Origin of the sequence: Photobacterium sp. GB-56 (genome assembly GCF_003026105.1) — a bacterium.
Taxonomy (GTDB): Bacteria; Pseudomonadota; Gammaproteobacteria; order Enterobacterales; family Vibrionaceae; genus Photobacterium.
Map to the genome: position 1 here is coordinate 1 of NZ_PYNW01000019.1, position 19,611 is coordinate 19,611.

The window sequence follows — 19,611 nt, forward strand, 5'->3', positions numbered from 1 at the left end:
TTGTAACTGGTCGTGTTGAGCAAGGTATCATCAAAGTTGGTGACGAAGTTGCTATCGTTGGTATCGTAGACACTATTACAACTACTTGTACTGGTGTTGAGATGTTCCGTAAGCTTCTTGACGAAGGCCGTGCTGGTGAGAACGTTGGTGTTCTTCTACGTGGTACTAAGCGTGATGAAGTTCAACGTGGTCAAGTACTTGCTAAGCCAGGTTCAATCACTCCACACACAACTTTCACTTCAGAAATCTATGTGCTTTCTAAAGATGAAGGTGGTCGTCACACTCCTTTCTTCAAAGGTTACCGTCCACAGTTCTACTTCCGTACAACTGACGTAACTGGTACTATCGAGTTACCAGAAGGCGTTGAAATGGTAATGCCTGGTGATAACATCGCTATGACTGTTACTCTAATCGCACCTATCGCGATGGACGAAGGTCTACGTTTTGCTATCCGTGAAGGTGGCCGTACAGTTGGTGCTGGTGTTGTTGCAACTATCATTGCATAAGTTACGACGACTTCGTTGAATTTAATTTGACGACAGCGCACAAAAAAGGGCATCATTTGATGCCCTTTTTCTACACTTTAATACAAAAATGCATGTTTTTTGTTCAAGTGATAGAGATAAATTTTCGTAAGATGAAGTTTTTTATTAATGTTATTAAAGGCTTACCCCTTTTTCTTCATCCATGGCCTCGCTATAGCGGGGTTATTTTCGTCTAAATAAAGACTAGTTACAGGTTGGTTGTATGAATGCGAATGCCGAAAACCAAGAAAGCGAAAGCAAAATGGATGGCCTGAAATGGGTCGTAGTTTTTGCTTTGCTAGCTGCTGCTGTGGTTGGTAATTACCTGTACAGTGATGTTTCTGTTGTGCTGCGTACATCTGCAGTAATTGCTTTAGTGGCAGTTGCTGGGATCACTGCTGCATTTACAGCAAAAGGTAAAGCCGCGATTCGTTTTGCAAGTGAGTCGCGCATGGAAGTCCGCAAGGTGGTATGGCCTACTCGTCAGGAAGCTACGCAGACAACCTTTATCGTTCTAGCAGTCACTGTAGTGATGGCGTTAGCCCTTTGGGGTATCGACGGCATTATGGTCCGTTTAGTACGCCTATTTACCGGCGTGTGAGGTAAGAATTCATGAGCGAAGCTCCAAAAAAACGATGGTATGTAGTACAGGCTTTTTCAGGTTTTGAAGGCCGAGTTGCACAGTCACTACGCGAACATATCAAAATGCACGGTATGGAAGAGCACTTTGATGAAGTTCTTGTTCCTACAGAAGAGGTAGTTGAAGTTCGTGCAGGTCAGCGCCGTAAGAGTGAGCGTAAGTTCTTCCCAGGTTACGTACTGGTACAAATGGTGATGAACGACGAAACATGGCACTTAGTACGCAGTATTCCACGTGTTATGGGCTTCATTGGCGGAACTTCTGATCGCCCAGCTCCGATTTCTGATAAAGAAGCGGATGCGATCCTAAACCGTCTACAGCAAGCTAGTGAGTCTCCTGTTCATAAAACAGTATTTGAACCTGGTGAAGTTGTTCGTGTGACTGATGGTCCATTTGCTGATTTCAATGGTACAATTGAATCAGTAGATTACGATAAGAGCCGCGTGAAGGTTTCTGTATCGATTTTCGGTCGTGCAACGCCAGTAGAATTAGAGTTCGGTCAAATCGAAAAGAACTGATCAAATTCTGTTCAAGTTGTATTGTCAGGGGCGTGAGATTAGGCTATAATTTCGCGCCCTTTCGTTAGACGGGGAGTCTGTTTGTTTAAAAATAGACGTTTGAACCCAAATTTAGGTATATAGCAATGGCTAAAAAAGTAGAAGCTTACATCAAGCTGCAAGTTGCAGCTGGTATGGCGAACCCTAGTCCACCAGTTGGTCCAGCTCTTGGTCAACATGGTGTTAACATCATGGAATTCTGTAAAGCGTTTAACGCTAAGACTGACTCAGTAGAGAAAGGTCTTCCAACTCCAGTTGTTATCACTGTTTACAGTGACCGTTCATTCACGTTCGTAACTAAGACTCCACCTGCAGCAGTTCTTCTGCTTAAAGCAGCTGGCCTTAAGTCTGGTTCTGGTCGTCCGAACACTGAGAAAGTAGGTACTGTAACTGACGCTCAGATCCAAGAGATCGCTGAGACTAAAGCTGCAGACATGACTGGTGCTGATATTGAAGCTATGAAGCGTTCAATTGCTGGTACTGCTCGCTCAATGGGCCTAGTGGTAGAGGGTTAATAAGATGGCTAAACTGACTAAGCGCATGCGCGTTATCCGTGACAAAGTTGACTCTACTCGTGAGTACGAAATCAACGAAGCTGTTGCTCTTCTAAAAGAACTAGCTACTGCTAAATTCAATGAAAGTGTTGACGTTGCAGTTAACCTAGGCATTGATGCACGTAAATCTGACCAAAACGTACGTGGTGCAACTGTACTACCAAACGGTACTGGTCGTGATATCCGTGTTGCTGTATTTACTCAAGGCGCAAACGCTGAAGCTGCTAAAGAAGCTGGCGCTGAGCTTGTAGGTATGGAAGATCTAGCTGATCTAGTTAAGAAAGGCGAGATGAACTTCGACGTAGTTATCGCATCTCCTGATGCAATGCGCGTTGTAGGTCAACTTGGTACTATCTTAGGTCCTCGTGGTCTTATGCCAAACCCTAAAGTTGGTACTGTAACTCCTAACGTTGCTGAAGCAGTTAAAAATGCTAAAGCAGGTCAGGTTCGTTACCGTAACGACAAAAACGGTATCATTCACACTACTATCGGTAAAGTGAACTTCGATGCCGCTCAACTACAAGAGAACTTAGAAGCTCTTCTAGTTGCACTGAAGAAAGCTAAGCCTTCTTCAGCGAAAGGTACTTTCATTAAGAAAGTAAGCATCTCTACTACTATGGGTGCAGGCGTAGCATTAGATCAGAACTCTCTGAAAACTAACGTAGCGTAATAATTTGCAGAAGCGATAAGTTAGTGTATAATTTGTCGCTTCCGAATTCGTGGCTGGGGCTAATTGCTTGCAGTTAGCCTCCGTCAAAGACCGTAGGTGTTTTTCGGAACTTAATATTTACCTACGTAGACGGTGCCAGAGCATGATTGATGTATGTCTTTCTTGGATCTGCGCCGTAAGACTCTCCTGCTATTTGAGCAGTGAGTGGTGTCAAACAATCCAGGAGCAAATCCAATGGCATTAAATCTTCAAGACAAAAAAGCAATTGTTGCTGAAGTCAACGAAGCTGCCAACGGTGCACTTTCTGCTGTTGTTGCTGACTCTCGCGGTGTTACTGTGGGTGCGATGACTACTTTACGTAAGCAAGCTCGTGAAGCTGGCGTATACGTTAAAGTTGTTCGTAACACACTAGCACGCCGTGCAGTGGAAGGAACTGACTTCGAATGTCTACAAGACGTTTTTGTTGGTCCTTCTCTAATCGGTTTCTCTAATGAGCACCCAGGTGCTGCAGCGCGTCTTTTTAAAGACTTCGCTAAAGAGAACAAAGCATTCGAGATCAAAGCAGCTGCATTTGAAGGCGCTGTTGCAAACGTTGAAGTACTAGCAACTCTACCAACTTACGACGAAGCTATCGCACGCTTAATGATGTGCATGAAAGAAGCGTCTGCTGGTAAACTTGTACGTACTATCGCTGCAGTACGTGATCAGAAAGAAGAAGCTGCTGCTTAATAGCAGAGTTTTATCTGATTACTATTTAAACTTATTGTTGACTTTAAAAGAGAATTGTTATGTCTATCACTAACGAGCAAATCCTAGACGCAGTTGCAGAAATGTCTGTAATGCAAGTTGTTGAGCTAATTGAAGCTATGGAAGAAAAATTCGGTGTTACTGCTGCAGCTGCAGTTGTAGCAGGCGGCGCAGCTGCAGATGCAGCTGAAGAGCAAACTGAATTCGACGTAATCCTAACAGCTTGTGGCGCTAACAAAGTTGCTGTAATCAAAGCAGTACGTGGCGCAACTGGTCTTGGTCTTAAAGAAGCTAAAGCAGTAGTTGACGGCGCTCCAGCACCTCTAAAAGAAGGCGTTGAGAAAGCTGAAGCTGAAGCTCTTAAAGCTCAATTAGAAGAAGCTGGTGCTTCTGTTGAAATCAAGTAATAATTATTTGATTTCATAGCCTTTTATGGCTATTGGCTGGTGGCAAATTGCCACCGGCCTTTTTGCGCTGTAGGGCAGTGGTAATTTTCACCTTGTTTTGTATCCACTGTCTAGCAAAAAAACGACCCTGATTTCATTGGGTTGTTCCTACACATAAACAACGTTTAGTCACTACCCCCCGTGTGTATTGGGGTAGTTTGGATCACTTATCAGCGATCTGAGGAACCTATGGTTTACTCTTATACCGAGAAAAAGCGTATCCGTAAGGATTTTGGTAAGCGTCCGCAAGTGTTGGATGCTCCATACTTGCTGTCGATCCAGCTTGATTCTTTCCAAAAATTTATCGAGCAGGATCCAGAAGGGCATTACGGTCTAGAAGCTGCCTTTCGCTCTGTTTTTCCAATCCAGAGCTACAATGGCAATTCCGAGCTGCAATACGTTAGCTATCGTCTCGGTGAGCCGGTCTTCGATGTTAAAGAATGTCAGATTCGTGGCGTAACTTATTCTGCTCCACTGCGTGTGAAGCTACGTCTTGTCATGTACGATAAAGACGCGCCGGCTGGCACTGTAAAAGACATTAAAGAACAAGAAGTTTACATGGGCGAAATTCCGCTCATGACAGATAACGGTACATTCGTTATTAACGGTACCGAGAGGGTTATCGTATCCCAGCTACACCGTAGCCCGGGTGTCTTCTTCGACAGCGATAAGGGTAAGACCCACTCCTCAGGTAAAGTGTTATATAACGCTCGCGTAATCCCTTACCGTGGTTCATGGTTGGATTTCGAGTTCGATCCTAAGGACAGTGTATTCGTACGTATCGACCGTCGTCGTAAATTACCTGCGTCTATCATCCTTCGTGCACTTAACTACACAACAGAACAGATCCTTGACATGTTCTTCGAAAAAATTCATTTCGAAGTTCAAGGTAAATCTCTTGTTATGGAGTTGGTACCGGATCGTCTACGTGGCGAAACTGCAAGCTTTGATATTGAAGCGAACGGTACAGTTTACGTAGAGCAAGGTCGTCGTATCACTGCTCGTCATATTCGCCAATTAGGCAAAGATGGCATTGATCACATCGAAGTACCAGTTGAGTACATCGTTGGTAAGATCGCATCACGCGATTACATCAACGAAGAAACCGGTGAACTGATTGTAGCGGCTAACCAGGAATTAAGCCTGGAAGCATTAGCACTTCTATCTCAGGCGGGTCACAAGTCTATTGAAGTTCTGTTTACGAACGATTTAGACCACGGTCCTTACATGTCAGATACCCTACGTATCGACAACACAACTGACCGTTTAAGTGCATTGGTAGAAATCTACCGTATGATGCGCCCTGGCGAGCCACCAACACGTGAAGCAGCTGAGCAACTTTTTGAAAGCTTGTTCTTCTCAGAAGATCGTTACGATCTATCTGCTGTTGGCCGTATGAAGTTCAACAGTTCTCTACTTCGTGAAGAGACTACAGGTCCTGGTATCTTAGACCACGCAGACATCATTGATGTTATGCGTAAACTGATCGATATCCGTAACGGTAAAGGTGAAGTTGATGATATCGACCACCTTGGTAACCGTCGTATTCGTTCTGTTGGCGAAATGGCTGAAAACCAATTCCGCGTTGGTCTAGTACGTGTTGAGCGTGCTGTTAAAGAGCGTCTAAGCTTAGGCGATCTTGATGCAATCATGCCTCAAGACCTAATTAACGCTAAACCTATTTCTGCGGCAGTGAAAGAGTTCTTCGGCTCTTCTCAGTTGTCACAGTTTATGGACCAAAACAACCCACTGTCAGAAGTTACTCACAAACGTCGTATCTCGGCGCTTGGTCCAGGTGGTCTGACTCGTGAGCGTGCTGGCTTTGAGGTTCGAGACGTACACGCGACGCACTACGGTCGTCTATGTCCTATCGAAACGCCTGAAGGTCCAAACATCGGTCTAATCAACTCGCTATCTGTTTTTGCGCGTTGTAACCCTTACGGTTTCTTGGAAACACCTTACCGTAAAGTGATAGACGGAAAAGTTACAGACGATATCGAATACCTATCAGCAATCGAAGAAGGTCTATACGTTATTGCACAGGCTAACGCCGCGCTTAACGAAGACGGTTCATTTGCTGACGAATTGATCACTGCTCGTCAGAAAGGTGATTCAGGTCTGCACCCACGTGACCATGTTCAATACATGGACGTTGCAACCAACCAGGTTGTATCTGTGGCGGCATCTCTGATCCCGTTCCTAGAACACGATGATGCTAACCGTGCCCTAATGGGTGCGAACATGCAACGTCAGGCAGTTCCAACTATCCGTGCTGATAAGCCGCTAGTAGGTACTGGTATTGAGCGTCAAATCGGTGTTGATTCTGGTGTTACAGCTGTAGCTAAACGTGGTGGTACAGTTCAGTCTGTAGATGCATCTCGTATCGTTATCAAAGTTAACGACGACGAGTTGATCCCTGGTGAAGCAGGTATCGATATCTACAACCTAACTAAGTACACGCGTTCTAACCAGAACACATGTATTAACCAGCGTCCAACCGTGCTACCTGGCGAGCCAGTATCACGCGGTGATGTTCTTGCTGATGGTCCTTCAACAGACCTTGGTGAGCTAGCGCTTGGTCAAAACATGCGTATCGCGTTCATGCCTTGGAACGGTTACAACTTCGAGGATTCCATCTTAGTTTCTGAGCGTGTAGTTCAGGAGGATCGTTTCACAACAATCCACATTCAAGAGCTTTCTTGTGTGGCGCGTGATACGAAGCTGGGTTCTGAAGAAATCACTGCTGATATCCCTAATGTGGGTGAAGCTGCGCTTTCTAAGTTGGACGAGTCAGGTATCGTTTACATCGGTGCTGAAGTGAAGGGTGGTGACATCCTAGTTGGTAAAGTGACACCTAAGGGTGAAACACAACTAACACCAGAAGAGAAGCTTCTACGAGCTATCTTCGGTGAGAAAGCATCTGATGTTAAAGATTCATCTCTACGTGTTCCTGGAAGTGTTACTGGTACGATTATTGACGTACAAGTCTTCACTCGTGACGGCGTTGAGAAAGACAAGCGTGCTCTTGAAATTGAAGAGATGCAGCTGAAAGAAGCGAAGAAAGATATCACAGAAGAATTCCAGATCCTTGAGGGTGGTCTTCTTGCTCGTGTTCGTACGCTTCTACTATCTGCGGGTTACGGCGAAGACAAGATTGCTTCAATGAACCGCGATGCACTATTCGCTGTTACGCTTGATGACGAAGCTTTACAAAACCAGTTGGAACAGCTTGCAGAGCAGTATGATGAACTGAAAGCTGAGTTCGATAAGAAGTTTGAAACTAAGCGTCGTAAGATCACTCAAGGTGATGACCTAGCACCTGGCGTACTTAAGATTGTTAAAGTATACCTAGCTGTTCGTCGTCGCATCCAACCGGGTGATAAGATGGCGGGTCGTCACGGTAACAAGGGTGTTATCTCTAAGATTAACCCTGTTGAAGACATGCCTTACGATGAGAAAGGTCAAACGGTTGATATCGTTCTGAACCCACTGGGTGTACCGTCTCGTATGAACATCGGTCAGATCCTTGAGACTCACTTAGGTCTTGCGGCGAAAGGTATCGGTGACAAACTTAACGATATGCTTAAAGAGCAGCAGGAGTTACACAAGTTCCGTAACTTCCTACAACGCGTATACAACCTAGGTGATACTCGCCAGAAAGTTGATATCGAAGCTCTTACTGATCAGGAAGTGCGTACTCTTGTACAAAACCTTCGTAAAGGTCTACCGATTGCAACACCTGTATTTGATGGCGCACCTGAGTCATCAATTAAAGAGTTGCTAAAATTGGGTGATCTACCTGAATCAGGTCAGCTAACGTTGTTTGATGGCCGTACTGGTGATGCATTTGAGCGTCCTGTAACTGTTGGTTACATGTACATGCTTAAACTGAACCACTTGGTTGATGACAAGATGCACGCCCGTTCTACCGGTTCTTACAGCCTTGTTACTCAGCAGCCGCTGGGTGGTAAAGCTCAGTTCGGTGGTCAGCGTTTTGGTGAGATGGAAGTATGGGCGCTTGAAGCATACGGCGCAGCATATACCCTTCAAGAAATGCTAACCGTTAAGTCAGATGACGTTAACGGCCGTACGAAGATGTATAAAAACATCGTTGACGGTGATCATCGTATGGAACCAGGTATGCCGGAATCATTCAACGTATTGTTGAAAGAAATCCGCTCGTTGGGTATTAACATCGAGCTGGAAGACGAATAAGACTGGGTTAGTCACCTATACTTATTAGTTACTCCGGTATAAATATGAAGGCGCCAGTAGACTGGCGCCTTTATGGGTCAACTCCTCACAGGAGCCGAATGTGAAAGACTTACTTAAGTTTCTGAAAGCACAACATAAGACCGAAGAATTTGATGCAATCAAAATCGGTCTAGCTTCACCTGACATGATCCGTTCATGGTCTTTTGGTGAAGTTAAAAAGCCAGAAACAATCAACTATCGTACCTTCAAGCCTGAGCGTGACGGTCTTTTCTGTGCACGTATCTTTGGCCCAGTAAAAGACTACGAGTGTCTTTGTGGCAAGTACAAGCGCCTGAAGCACCGTGGTGTGATCTGTGAAAAATGTGGTGTTGAAGTTACTCAGACTAAAGTACGCCGTGAGCGTATGGGTCACATTGAGCTTGCTTCACCTGTTGCCCACATCTGGTTCTTAAAGTCACTGCCATCTCGTATCGGTTTGTTAATGGACATGCCTCTACGTGATATCGAGCGTGTACTTTACTTTGAATCATACGTAGTTATTGAACCTGGTATGACCAACCTTGAGCGTAGCCAGCTGCTTTCTGAAGAGCAGTACTTGGATGCACTTGAAGAGTGGGGCGACGAGTTCGACGCTAAGATGGGCGCAGAAGCGGTTAAAGCACTTTTAGGCAACATGGACCTAAATGCTGAAATCGAAAATATGCGTGAAGAGTTAGAAGAAACTAACTCTGAAACTAAGCGTAAGAAGCTAACTAAGCGTCTTAAGCTAGTTGAAGCTTTCCTACAGTCAGGTAACAACCCAGAGTGGATGATCCTGTCTGTACTGCCAGTTCTACCGCCGGACCTACGTCCGTTGGTACCACTAGACGGCGGTCGTTTCGCGACTTCAGATCTGAATGATCTATACCGTCGTGTTATTAACCGTAACAACCGTCTGAAGCGTCTTTTAGACCTGGCTGCTCCTGATATCATCGTACGTAACGAAAAGCGTATGCTTCAGGAATCTGTTGATGCATTGCTAGATAACGGTCGTCGTGGCCGCGCTATCACTGGCTCTAACAAGCGTCCTCTGAAATCTCTTGCTGATATGATCAAGGGTAAACAAGGTCGTTTCCGTCAGAACCTTCTTGGTAAGCGTGTAGACTACTCAGGTCGTTCTGTTATCACAGTAGGTCCATACCTACGTCTGCATCAGTGTGGTCTTCCTAAGAAGATGGCACTAGAGCTATTTAAGCCATTCATCTACGGTAAGTTAGAGACTCGTGGTCTTGCTACGACAATCAAAGCTGCTAAGAAGATGGTTGAGCGCGAAGAAGCAGTCGTTTGGGATATCCTAGACGAAGTTATTCGTGAACACCCAGTAATGCTTAACCGTGCACCAACACTGCACCGTCTAGGTATTCAGGCGTTTGAACCAATCCTAATCGAAGGTAAAGCGATTCAGCTTCACCCACTTGTGTGTGCGGCATACAACGCCGACTTCGATGGTGACCAGATGGCGGTTCACTTGCCGTTGACGCTAGAAGCACAGCTAGAAGCACGTGCTCTAATGATGTCAACAAACAACATTCTTTCACCAGCATCTGGTGATCCGATCATCGTACCTTCTCAGGACGTTGTATTGGGTCTTTACTACATGACGCGTGAGAAAATCAACGCGAAAGGTGAAGGCATGTACCTTGCTGGACCAGCTGAAGCTGAGAAAGCATACCGTACTAAGATGGCTGAGCTTCACGCTCGCGTTAAAGTACGTATTACAGAATATGTGAAAGACGAGCAGGGTAACTTTGTTGAGAATTCTCAACTTGTTGATACTACTGTTGGTCGTGCAATGCTATGGCCTATCGTACCGAAAGGTCTGTCATTTAGCCTTGTAAACACTGAAGCACTAGGTAAGAAGCAAATTTCTAAGCTTCTTAACACCTGTTATCGTAAGCTGGGCATGAAAGATACTGTTATCTTTGCTGACCAGATTATGTACACAGGTTTTGCTTACGCTGCACTTTCTGGTGTATCTGTTGGTATCGACGATATGGTTGTACCTGCGGCTAAATACACTAAGATCGCTGAAGCTGAAGCTGAAGTTGCTGAAATCCAAGAGCAGTTCCAATCAGGTCTTGTAACTGCTGGTGAACGTTACAACAAAGTTATCGATATCTGGGCTACAGCGAACGAACAAGTTGCTAAAGCGATGATGGATAACCTGTCTTTCGATACTGTTATTAACCGTGACGGTGAAGAAGAGCAGCAAAAATCGTTCAACAGCGTATACATGATGGCCGACTCTGGTGCTCGTGGTTCTGCTGCACAGATTCGTCAGTTGGCGGGTATGCGTGGTCTGATGGCTAAGCCAGATGGCTCAATCATCGAAACGCCGATCACTGCGAACTTCCGTGAAGGTCTAAACGTACTCCAGTACTTTATCTCTACTCACGGTGCTCGTAAGGGTCTTGCGGATACCGCACTTAAGACAGCAAACTCAGGTTACCTAACGCGTCGTCTAGTAGACGTAGCGCAAGACGTAGTGATCACAGCAGATGACTGTGGTACTTACGCTGGTATCACCATGATGCCTCTAATCGAGGGTGGTGATGTTAAAGAACAACTTGGTGATCGTGTTCTTGGTCGTGTTGTTGCTGAAGACGTTCTAAAACCGGGTACAGAAGAAGTTCTAGCACCACGTAATACGCTTCTTGATGAGAAGTGGTGTGAGATCCTAGAAGCAAACTCTGTAGACCAAGTTAAAGTACGTTCAGTTGTAACGTGTGAAAATGACTTCGGTTGTTGTAAGTTCTGTTACGGTCGTGACCTTGCTCGTGGTCACTTGGTTAACTCTGGTGAGGCAGTGGGTGTTGTTGCTGCTCAGTCAATCGGTGAACCGGGTACACAGCTTACGATGCGTACGTTCCACATCGGTGGTGCGGCATCAGCAGCAGCAGCAGACAATAGCGTTGTAGTGAAAACTACAGGTTCTATGAAGCTGCACAATGCTAAGTTCGTAACGAACAATGCTGGCAAGCTTGTAATTACTTCTCGTGCATCTGAACTAAGCATCATTGATGAGTTCGGCCGTACGAAAGAGAACTACAAACTGTCTTACGGTACTATTTTAAGCAAAGGTGACGGTGCAGACGTTGTTGCTGGTGAAACAGTAGCAAACTGGGAAGCGCACACCATGCCAATCATCACTGAAGTGGCTGGTCGTATCCAGTTCGTTGACATGATCGACGGCGTAACAGTTTCTCGTCAAACAGATGACCTAACAGGTCTATCTTCAAGCGAAGTAACTGATGCAGCAGCTCGTCCAGCAGCAGGTAAAGATATGCGTCCAGCTATCAAACTTGTTGATGCTGATGGTAATGATGTAATGATCCCTGGTACTGATATGCCAGCTCAATACTTCCTACCTGGTAAGGCGATTGTTCAGCTTGACGACGGCGCTATGGTTGGTATCGGTGATACGCTTGCACGTATTCCGCAAAAATCTGGCGGTAACAAGGATATCACGGGTGGTCTACCACGCGTTGCTGACTTGTTCGAAGCACGTAAGCCAAAAGAACCAGCTATCTTGGCAGAAATTACCGGTACAGTATCGTTCGGTAAAGAAACTAAAGGTAAGCGTCGTTTGATCATCACACCAAGTGAAGGTCAGCCGTACGAAGAGATGATCCTGAAGCATCGCCAACTTAACGTTTTCGAAGGCGAAAAAGTTGAGAAGGGTGACGTAATCGCTGATGGTCCAGAAACTCCGCACGATATTCTACGTCTACGTGGTGTACACGCAGTTGCAGAATACATCGTTAACGAAGTTCAGGAAGTTTACCGTCTACAGGGCGTTAAGATTAATGATAAGCACATTGAGACTATCATTCGTCAGATGCTACGTAAGGTAACTATCACTGTTGCTGGTGATTCTGAGTTCCTAGAAGGCGAGCAAGTTGAATTCTCTCGCGTAACGATTGCTAACCGTCAGCTTGAAGCTGAAGGTAAGACTCCTGCAAGTTACTCTCGTGACTTACTAGGTATCACTAAAGCATCGCTTGCGACTGAGTCATTCATCTCAGCAGCATCGTTCCAGGAAACAACGCGCGTACTAACAGAAGCTGCTGTTTCTGGTAAGCGTGATGACCTACGTGGTCTGAAAGAGAACGTAATCGTGGGTCGTCTGATCCCAGCGGGTACAGGTTTCTCTTACCACCAACGTCGTCAATTGCAGCGTGATGTTGAGCTTGAGCCAGTAGCACCACAAGTTGATGCAGAGCAAGCCTCTCAAGACTTAGCGGCACTATTGAATGCAGGTCTTAACGACGAGAATTAATTCTCAACGTAACTGATTCTAAAAGGCATCCTTCGGGGTGCCTTTTTTATTGTTTGTAATAAATATCAGGCTAGTGGACGGGTTATGTAAGAGGGAAAAAGAAGGTGTTGGATAGTGTGTAATGAAGTGGCAGCCTATGTTACTGCCACATATTATAATGGCTAGGCTATGCGCCAGGAGGGCAAGATAGACTGTCGCTGATCAGCTCAATCAGTTTGTCTTCAAGGGCAAAGCGAAGTTCCATTAGCTCACCCACTTGAGATAAATCTTCATCAAATTTTTCAAGTAAATCGTCTTTTTTGACTTCACTGTATTTATCATTGAAGTTCAATAATGGATCTGTCGTTAAAGTGATTTTTGCGTAAAGAGTGGAAATTTCTTCGGTAGGTGAATAACCTGTTTGATGCCAGCGCTCCATTACGTTATCGTAAATTTTGAAGTGACCCGCTGAAATATAATCAACCAGAGCTTCACTGAATAACGATAATTGAGAGGCGGTAGGAAGTTGGCGGTTAGCCTCTTCTTTCGGGGCTAAGCCTGCTAGTTTACAAAAATCGATAAGCAGTTGTTGACGCATCATCAGCCATTGGTCAATGACGTCATTATGACCGCCCCATTCTTTTTTGACTTGTTCGAATTTACTAAGCATGAGCACGTCCTCATGGTCATGTCGATATCGTTAAATCGATAGTCGATGATCTTTCTCTTTTAAAGAGAGCTAGTTGTTCGGATAACTACTTGGTTTAAACTTTAGATTGCCAGTAAATTTACGCAGCCGCAAGGATGAAAGTAATAAAAATGTTAAAAAATGAGAATTTGGCATATTGCTGCGAAACCCTGAATGGTAAAATACTACTTGAAAATAGTAAGCTTCCATTGCGAGCAATGTCTGATTTAGCGACTAAGATGAGTGATATTCGACAAATAGGTACGTTTAATGGGATACCTGTTTATTGGGGAGAAGCTAAGTTTTTAGACGATTCAGACGTTTTCTATAGTTTGCGCGAATTATTAAATGAAGATTCAGGGCTTTTTAATCTTGTCGGACGAGCAATCCAATTATCTCATATGCTCTATCAACAACACTTTTGCGGACGCTGTGGTCATGAAGCAATGTTGTGTGAAGACCAATTGGCAATGCAGTGTCAAATTTGTAAGGCAATAGATTATCCACGTGTTTCGCCTTGTATTATTGTCGCGGTACGTAAAGATGAGAAAATTTTGCTCGCGCAGCATCCCCGACATAAAACAGGTATGTATACCGTGATTGCGGGTTTTGTTGAAACCGGTGAAACACTAGAGCAATGTGTTGCACGTGAAGTATTGGAAGAAACAGGCATTACTGTTGCGAATATTCAATACTTTGCTAGTCAGCCGTGGGCATTTCCCTCTAATCTGATGATGGGATTTACTGCTGATTACGCCAGTGGTGATATTAAGCCTGATTATGAAGAGTTAACCGACGCAATCTGGGCTGATGCGGAGCATTTACCTCAGTTACCGCCACAAGGGACAATCGCACGTCGGTTAATAGATCATACGCTGTCTTTTTCAAGCTCGCCCTGTAATGATTAACAATCAGGTTTAACGCGTTATCGTATCGTTATTTCCTATTGATAGAATAAGATATGTTCTATTTTGTTCTGAGTAATGAATGATACAATAAATGCAGAATTTACCCATGGAGTCTCAAATGAGCGAATTAAAGAATGACCGCTACCTACGTGCGTTGTTAAAACAGCCTGTTGATTACACGCCGGTGTGGATGATGCGCCAAGCGGGTCGTTATCTCCCAGAATACCGTGAAACACGTAGCGTTGCAGGTGACTTTATGTCGCTATGTAAGAACGCTGAGCTAGCAAGTGAAGTCACATTGCAGCCACTGAAGCGTTTCCCGCTTGATGCTGCTATCTTGTTCTCAGATATCTTGACGATTCCTGATGCAATGGGTCTTGGCTTATACTTCGAAGCAGGCGAAGGACCTAAATTCCAACGTCCTATTACTTGTAAAGCTGACGTAGATAAAATTGGTTTACCCGATCCTGAAGGTGAGCTGCAATACGTAATGAATGCCGTTCGTCAAATTCGTCATGATCTGCAAGGTGAAGTACCATTGATTGGCTTCTCTGGTAGCCCATGGACATTGGCGACTTACATGGTTGAAGGTGGTAGCTCTAAAGCTTTCACTAAGATCAAGAAGATGATGTATGCAGAGCCACAAACACTACACCTATTGCTAGATAAGTTAGCGGATAGTGTTACTGAATACCTAAATGCACAGATCAAAGCCGGTGCACAGGCTGTGATGGTATTTGATACTTGGGGTGGTGTGTTAACCCCACGTGATTACAACGAATTCTCGCTGCGTTACATGCATAAGATTGTAGATGGCTTAATTCGTGAAAATGAAGGTCGTCGTGTACCAGTTACGCTGTTCACTAAAAATGGTGGCATGTGGCTTGAGCAAATCGCAGCAACGGGCTGTGATGGCGTAGGCTTAGATTGGACCATTGATATCGCAGAAGCGAAACGTCGCATCGGTGATAAGGTTGCACTACAAGGTAATATGGATCCATCCATGCTTTATGCGCAACCTGAACGTATTCGTCAAGAAGTAGCAACGATTCTTGAAGGTTTTGGCGATGGTGGTACAGGCCATGTCTTTAACTTAGGTCATGGTATTCACTTGGATGTTCCGCCTGAAAATGCTGGTGTGTTTGTTGAAGCCGTGCATGAATTATCAAAGCCTTACCATAAGTAATTTGCCAAATTGATATGATAAAACTGAAACCCACGTAATTGCGTGGGTTTTTTTTATCTCTAAACTTGGTCTTTGATTGCTAAATGCTGGTGGACGTATTGGCGAATATAAGGGACGACGTCTAATTCAAACCATGGATTCTTTTTAAGCCAAATGGCATTACGAGGCGATGGGTGAGGCAATGGAATGTAGCGTGGTGCCCATTGTTGCCATTGCCTTACGGTTTCTGTGAGTGTTTTCGGCTTATCTTGTAAATAATAGTTTTGTGCGTATTGTCCGATCAGTAATGTCATACCGATATTAGGCATCAGATCAAGCACTGGCTGATGCCATTTTGGTGCACACTCTGGGCGAGGCGGTAAATCACCAGTTTTCCCTTTTCCGGGATAACATAAACCCATCGGCATAATGGCAATGTGTTCTGGGTTATAGAAGGTATCTTTGTCCAACCCAAGCCATTGGCGTAGACGATCACCGCTAGGATCATTGAATGGGATCCCTGTTTGATGGACTTTTAATCCGGGCGCTTGTCCAATAAGCAATAACCTAGCTTTAGAGCTAAATTGAATCACAGGCCGTGGTACTAGGTGATCTTTGCAGATCTCGCAGTGGTGAATAAGATCGCGTAAGTTATCAACTTGTTTCATCTTAGTTGTACGTTCAAATATAGTTGCACTTTTAATATCCACTTTTAAAATCAATAAGATAATTTAGATCTTGCTGTTGTTTAAAGCGGAGGTAATTAGTTTTGAATATCTCTATGACTTGTTCTGGAAAACTTTCCGCCGCTATATGTGGAGTGATACTTATTTTTGGATGATGCCAAAAAGGATGATCTTGGTTAAGTGGCTCTTGCTTGAACACATCAAGGTAAGCATGGTTGAGCTGTTTATTATCAAGCGCATTAATTAAGTCTGATTCAACAACAGTATTACCTCTACCAACATTGAAAAAAAGTGCATTACGACAGTGCGACCAGCATTGTTGGTTATAGATATCATTCGTGTGTTCTGTTGATGGCAGAATAGAAACAATCACATCAGCCTTGCTGAGTGCGTGCTGCAATTCTGTAATTGGATACGTTTGAGCAAAATCAGTAGAGGCTGATAAGCCTTGCCTGTTGACACCAATGACCGAGAAGTTCAATGCTTTTGCCGTTTTTGCGAGTATACAGCCGATGCTTCCTGTTCCTATGATTACCATGGTTTTGCCACTGACAGATTGATAAGGGATTGGCTGCCATAAAGATTGTGTTTGTTGCTGTGCGTATTGGTGGAAGTGACGATAGTAATTAAGGCACTGACCAATAACATATTCACTGATCAAAGGGCCAAAATATCCTTTAACGTTAGTGAGTAAATAATCTTGTCGTAGGTGAGGTTTAATGAGGGCATCAATGCCTGCAAATGTTGATTGTAACCATTTTAGTTTGGGTAATTGTTCGAGTTGGTTGGCGATCAAAGGAGGATCCGCTAGAATTATGCTTGCTTGCGAAGGATCATCGGTTAAGCAAAGGTCCGGTAACTGCGCCTGTGCCAATAATTGGGTATAGCGTTGTTGTTGCTTTGATATTACTGAAACTTTGATCATGCTTTTCCTTTAGCCTTATTCGTTTATCAAGTAAACTTCACTTCAAATCACTACTGTAGATTATCTCATGCTTAAAAATCCGATCCAGTTACGCTTAGAAAAATTAGAACCGTGGCAACACCTGACATTTATGGTGTCTTTGTGTGAGCGTATGTACCCAAATTATGTATTTTTCTGTGCAGAAACAGGATTTGCTGATTCTTATAAATATCGAGTGATCTTAGATAGCGTCTGGGAGATTTTGACCGTTAAAAACGCCAAAATTAACTTCGAGAATCAGCTAGAAAAATTAGAAGATATGGTGCCAAGCGAAGATGAGTTTGATATCTACGCGGTAAGCCCTGCGATTGATGCGTGTGTTGCACTTGCTGATCTTCTGCATGCGATGTTAGATCGTGATCTTATGATGGAAACAGTGATCAAACTAAGTGCTTTATCGGCAGAAACTGTTGCTAATCTTGAGTACGCACAAACAGGTATCGAGATCACTAACGATAATCAAAAAGAAAATGAAGCAGTATGTGCGGAATGGGATACCCAGTGGGCGATTTTCCGTGCATTAAAAGAAGCAGAAACACGTGATATTGAATTGATTAAAGATCTTCGTGCAGAGTTGCGTGATGAGCCTGTCAGTAATATCGGTATTGAGCTCTAACAGCTAATATCGCCATGACAGTAAAAAAAGAGCCTAAGGGCTCTTTTTTTGTATCGGGTGAAAGTGCGTTGTTCAGCATAAAAATATTTCGTTATATAAGCAAAATATCGTAGAAAAGACGGTTATTTCATCATTTGTATTGTTTGTGTTTCAGTATGTTTGGGATTTGTGAAGTTTTTAGTTCTGGTTTTTAATTTAAAATCCAGTGAATATCACTGCTTGGTGATTTGAATTTGCACCATTACACTTATTTTATTTTGGCTATTGTAATTCGATCCCTTCACCGTTTATAACGTTACAGCGCCGTAGCACATTGTTTATGGCAATAATGGTTTATTCACGAGGAGGTACAATGCATACATTTATAGCAATGACATTCGCTACCTGTTTTTGTGGTCGTAATATTACTGCGCAATATGCGATGTGTGACGGTAATATCCGCCAACTCCTCATGCTCTCTCTAAAACGTATTTAGAGCTGGCTGCTTATATTTAAACATTACTGTCAGCTTGCGAAGAAGCTGATAGGTCCTTTGAAACATATTCCCATCTCGCTTCCTCCAAGCTGAAAGTCACAATCAAAGGAATACTATGTTAAGTGCACGCAATATTGCCGCATTAGGCTTTATGACATTCGCCATGTATTTAGGCGCGGGAAACTTAATTTTCCCTCCATTCTTAGGTTATCAAGCTGGTGATAACTTTCTAAGTGGCATGACAGGATTTCTTTTAACTGGAGTGGGTTTACCTGCGATTGCGCTGGTGATTGTCGCTTGGGTTCGAGGCTCTGATAACTTAACTGCTGCATTACCGAAACCTTTAGCAACTAGCTTTTGGGTGATGTTGTTTATTGTGATTGGTCCTGCTTTTATTATTCCTCGTACGATCACCGTGGCTTACCAATTTAGTCTTGCTCCCTTCATGGGTGATGTTGGTCTTATCCCTTTTTCTATAGCATTTTGTATCGCCGCTATTTTGTTCTCGTTATATCCCGGTAAGCTGGTGGACACTTTAGGCAAATGGTTAACGCCAATACTGCTAACGATTTTAGGTGTGATGGCTGTTGTCGCTATTTTATATCCTTCAGGTTATGTCACTGAAGCGACGGGAGCTTATGTTAATGGGGCGATGGCTGAAGGTTTAACCCAAGGTTATATGACAATGGATGCGTTAGGATCGATTGGTTTTGGCTGGGTTATCTTCCGTGCTATTGAAGGTATGGGCGTTAAAGAGCCTAAAGCCATTGCAAAATACACCTTAATTGCGGCGCTTATGTATTCAAGTGCAATGGCATTAGTGTACTTGTCTCTTGCTTATATTGGCGTAACAAGCGAAGGGCTGGGATTAAACTTCACTAATGGTGGTGAGATCTTAACCGCTTTCACCAATTATCATTTTGGTGTGTTTGGTACTTTGTTATTAGGTGCGGTATTGGTATTGGCGTGCTTAACAACAGCGATTGGGGTGACAACTGCGGGTAGTGAGTTTTATAGCCGTACTTTCACACCGGTGACCTATCGTAAAAGTGTTATTGTGATTATGGTGCTATCAGGCATTATTGCTAACGTTGGCTTATCGCAATTGTTGAAAGTGACATTACCTGTGGTTGTTGCGTTACACCCTATTGCGATTTCATTACTGATTATTGCACCACTGCGTCATCAATTATCACAAAAGATGGTATTGGCAACCTTAGCCGTTGCGATGATTTTTGGCTGTATTGATGCAACGCATATTCTTGAAGCGATGCCAGCACAGATGGATAAGATACTAGAGGCTAATCTACCGTTATATCACTATTACGCAGGTTGGATTTTGCCGACGGTAATCACCTTGGTTATCGGATTAATTGCGCAGCGTTTGACAGTAAAACGCCAAGTACTGACTAAAGAATACTAATGTACTGAGTGGTTTAAAGAGATAATAAAAAAGGGA

17 protein-coding genes are annotated in these 19,611 nt (G+C 43.8%); 14 read left to right on the forward strand and 3 right to left on the reverse strand.

Annotation, left to right across the window (positions count from 1 at the left end; genetic code table 11):
* From C9J42_RS18680 to rpoC, 9 genes are all read left to right on the forward strand, one after another.
* Window positions 1–506 (forward strand): EF-Tu/IF-2/RF-3 family GTPase (locus tag C9J42_RS18680; RefSeq protein ID WP_255418665.1); only part of this gene is annotated, 506 nt, incomplete at its 5' end.
* 241 nt (window positions 507–747) lie between these two features.
* Window positions 748–1,125, forward strand: coding sequence for a preprotein translocase subunit SecE (gene secE, locus C9J42_RS18685; protein ID WP_107207944.1), 378 nt, complete (start codon window positions 748–750; stop codon window positions 1,123–1,125).
* Between the two features lie 11 nt (window positions 1,126–1,136).
* A complete protein-coding gene (gene nusG, locus C9J42_RS18690) occupies window positions 1,137–1,682 on the forward strand; it encodes a transcription termination/antitermination protein NusG (protein ID WP_045084741.1) in 546 nt (181 codons plus the stop codon).
* A 125-nt stretch (window positions 1,683–1,807) separates the two neighbouring features.
* Window positions 1,808–2,236 (forward strand): 50S ribosomal protein L11, encoded by a 429-nt coding sequence (gene rplK / locus C9J42_RS18695; protein ID WP_005372708.1) that lies wholly within the window; start codon window positions 1,808–1,810, stop codon window positions 2,234–2,236.
* 4 nt (window positions 2,237–2,240) lie between these two features.
* A complete protein-coding gene (gene rplA / locus C9J42_RS18700) occupies window positions 2,241–2,945 on the forward strand; it encodes a 50S ribosomal protein L1 (protein WP_107207946.1) in 705 nt (234 codons plus the stop codon).
* Between the two features lie 234 nt (window positions 2,946–3,179).
* Window positions 3,180–3,674, forward strand: a complete 495-nt coding sequence (gene rplJ / locus C9J42_RS18705) for a 50S ribosomal protein L10 (RefSeq protein ID WP_107207948.1) — start codon at window positions 3,180–3,182, stop codon at window positions 3,672–3,674.
* A gap of 59 nt (window positions 3,675–3,733) precedes the next feature.
* Window positions 3,734–4,099 (forward strand): 50S ribosomal protein L7/L12, encoded by a 366-nt coding sequence (gene rplL, locus C9J42_RS18710; protein WP_105061414.1) that lies wholly within the window; start codon window positions 3,734–3,736, stop codon window positions 4,097–4,099.
* A 228-nt stretch (window positions 4,100–4,327) separates the two neighbouring features.
* Window positions 4,328–8,353, forward strand: a complete 4,026-nt coding sequence (gene rpoB / locus C9J42_RS18715) for a DNA-directed RNA polymerase subunit beta (protein WP_107291277.1) — start codon at window positions 4,328–4,330, stop codon at window positions 8,351–8,353.
* A 100-nt stretch (window positions 8,354–8,453) separates the two neighbouring features.
* Window positions 8,454–12,671 (forward strand): DNA-directed RNA polymerase subunit beta', encoded by a 4,218-nt coding sequence (gene rpoC, locus C9J42_RS18720; protein WP_107207949.1) that lies wholly within the window; start codon window positions 8,454–8,456, stop codon window positions 12,669–12,671.
* A 166-nt stretch (window positions 12,672–12,837) separates the two neighbouring features.
* On the opposite strand, the gene rsd is transcribed toward rpoC, so the two are convergent.
* Window positions 12,838–13,320: a sigma D regulator gene (rsd, locus tag C9J42_RS18725; RefSeq protein WP_107207951.1), complete on the reverse strand. Its 483-nt coding sequence runs from the start codon at window positions 13,318–13,320 to the stop codon at window positions 12,838–12,840.
* Between the two features lie 149 nt (window positions 13,321–13,469).
* Between rsd and nudC the strand changes: the two genes are divergently transcribed.
* Window positions 13,470–14,246 (forward strand): NAD(+) diphosphatase, encoded by a 777-nt coding sequence (gene nudC, locus C9J42_RS18730; RefSeq protein WP_107247308.1) that lies wholly within the window; start codon window positions 13,470–13,472, stop codon window positions 14,244–14,246.
* A gap of 118 nt (window positions 14,247–14,364) precedes the next feature.
* Complete coding sequence (gene hemE, locus C9J42_RS18735; protein ID WP_005372689.1) at window positions 14,365–15,432, forward strand: uroporphyrinogen decarboxylase; 1,068 nt, start codon at window positions 14,365–14,367, stop codon at window positions 15,430–15,432.
* A gap of 59 nt (window positions 15,433–15,491) precedes the next feature.
* Here hemE and C9J42_RS18740 read toward each other — a convergent pair whose 3' ends face one another.
* Together C9J42_RS18740 and C9J42_RS18745 are read right to left on the reverse strand one after the other, a co-directional pair.
* Window positions 15,492–16,079, reverse strand: a complete 588-nt coding sequence (locus C9J42_RS18740) for a uracil-DNA glycosylase family protein (RefSeq protein ID WP_107247343.1) — start codon at window positions 16,077–16,079, stop codon at window positions 15,492–15,494.
* Between the two features lie 31 nt (window positions 16,080–16,110).
* Entirely contained in the window at window positions 16,111–17,022 is a 912-nt protein-coding gene (locus tag C9J42_RS18745; RefSeq protein ID WP_107302230.1) for a D-2-hydroxyacid dehydrogenase, read from the reverse strand.
* Between the two features lie 67 nt (window positions 17,023–17,089).
* Here C9J42_RS18745 and C9J42_RS18750 point away from each other — a divergent pair, with 67 nt between their 5' ends.
* The 3 genes from C9J42_RS18750 to brnQ all read left to right on the forward strand — a co-directional run bounded on the left by C9J42_RS18750 (window position 17,090) and on the right by brnQ (window position 19,575).
* A complete protein-coding gene (locus C9J42_RS18750) occupies window positions 17,090–17,677 on the forward strand; it encodes a YjaG family protein (RefSeq protein ID WP_005372684.1) in 588 nt (195 codons plus the stop codon).
* 352 nt (window positions 17,678–18,029) lie between these two features.
* Window positions 18,030–18,152, forward strand: coding sequence for a hypothetical protein (locus C9J42_RS21815; protein ID WP_255418321.1), 123 nt, complete (start codon window positions 18,030–18,032; stop codon window positions 18,150–18,152).
* A 115-nt stretch (window positions 18,153–18,267) separates the two neighbouring features.
* Entirely contained in the window at window positions 18,268–19,575 is a 1,308-nt protein-coding gene (gene brnQ, locus C9J42_RS18755; RefSeq protein WP_107207956.1) for a branched-chain amino acid transport system II carrier protein, read from the forward strand.
* The last annotated feature ends 36 nt before the right edge of the window (window positions 19,576–19,611 follow it).

Excerpts from the sequence above, each read along its gene's own strand:
- secE (WP_107207944.1), top strand. The coding sequence starts at position 748 with ATGAATGCGAATGCCGAAAACCAAGAAAGCGAAAGCAAAATGGATGGC.
- nusG (WP_045084741.1), top strand. The coding sequence starts at position 1,137 with ATGAGCGAAGCTCCAAAAAAACGATGGTATGTAGTACAGGCTTTTTCA.
- rplK (WP_005372708.1), top strand. The coding sequence starts at position 1,808 with ATGGCTAAAAAAGTAGAAGCTTACATCAAGCTGCAAGTTGCAGCTGGT.
- rplA (WP_107207946.1), top strand. The coding sequence starts at position 2,241 with ATGGCTAAACTGACTAAGCGCATGCGCGTTATCCGTGACAAAGTTGAC.
- rplJ (WP_107207948.1), top strand. The coding sequence starts at position 3,180 with ATGGCATTAAATCTTCAAGACAAAAAAGCAATTGTTGCTGAAGTCAAC.
- rplL (WP_105061414.1), top strand. The coding sequence starts at position 3,734 with ATGTCTATCACTAACGAGCAAATCCTAGACGCAGTTGCAGAAATGTCT.
- rpoB (WP_107291277.1), top strand. The coding sequence starts at position 4,328 with ATGGTTTACTCTTATACCGAGAAAAAGCGTATCCGTAAGGATTTTGGT.
- rsd (WP_107207951.1), bottom strand. The coding sequence starts at position 13,320 with ATGCTTAGTAAATTCGAACAAGTCAAAAAAGAATGGGGCGGTCATAAT.
- nudC (WP_107247308.1), top strand. The coding sequence starts at position 13,470 with ATGTTAAAAAATGAGAATTTGGCATATTGCTGCGAAACCCTGAATGGT.
- hemE (WP_005372689.1), top strand. The coding sequence starts at position 14,365 with ATGAGCGAATTAAAGAATGACCGCTACCTACGTGCGTTGTTAAAACAG.
- C9J42_RS18740 (WP_107247343.1), bottom strand. The coding sequence starts at position 16,079 with ATGAAACAAGTTGATAACTTACGCGATCTTATTCACCACTGCGAGATC.
- C9J42_RS18745 (WP_107302230.1), bottom strand. The coding sequence starts at position 17,022 with ATGATCAAAGTTTCAGTAATATCAAAGCAACAACAACGCTATACCCAA.
- C9J42_RS18750 (WP_005372684.1), top strand. The coding sequence starts at position 17,090 with ATGCTTAAAAATCCGATCCAGTTACGCTTAGAAAAATTAGAACCGTGG.
- C9J42_RS21815 (WP_255418321.1), top strand. The coding sequence starts at position 18,030 with ATGCATACATTTATAGCAATGACATTCGCTACCTGTTTTTGTGGTCGT.
- brnQ (WP_107207956.1), top strand. The coding sequence starts at position 18,268 with ATGTTAAGTGCACGCAATATTGCCGCATTAGGCTTTATGACATTCGCC.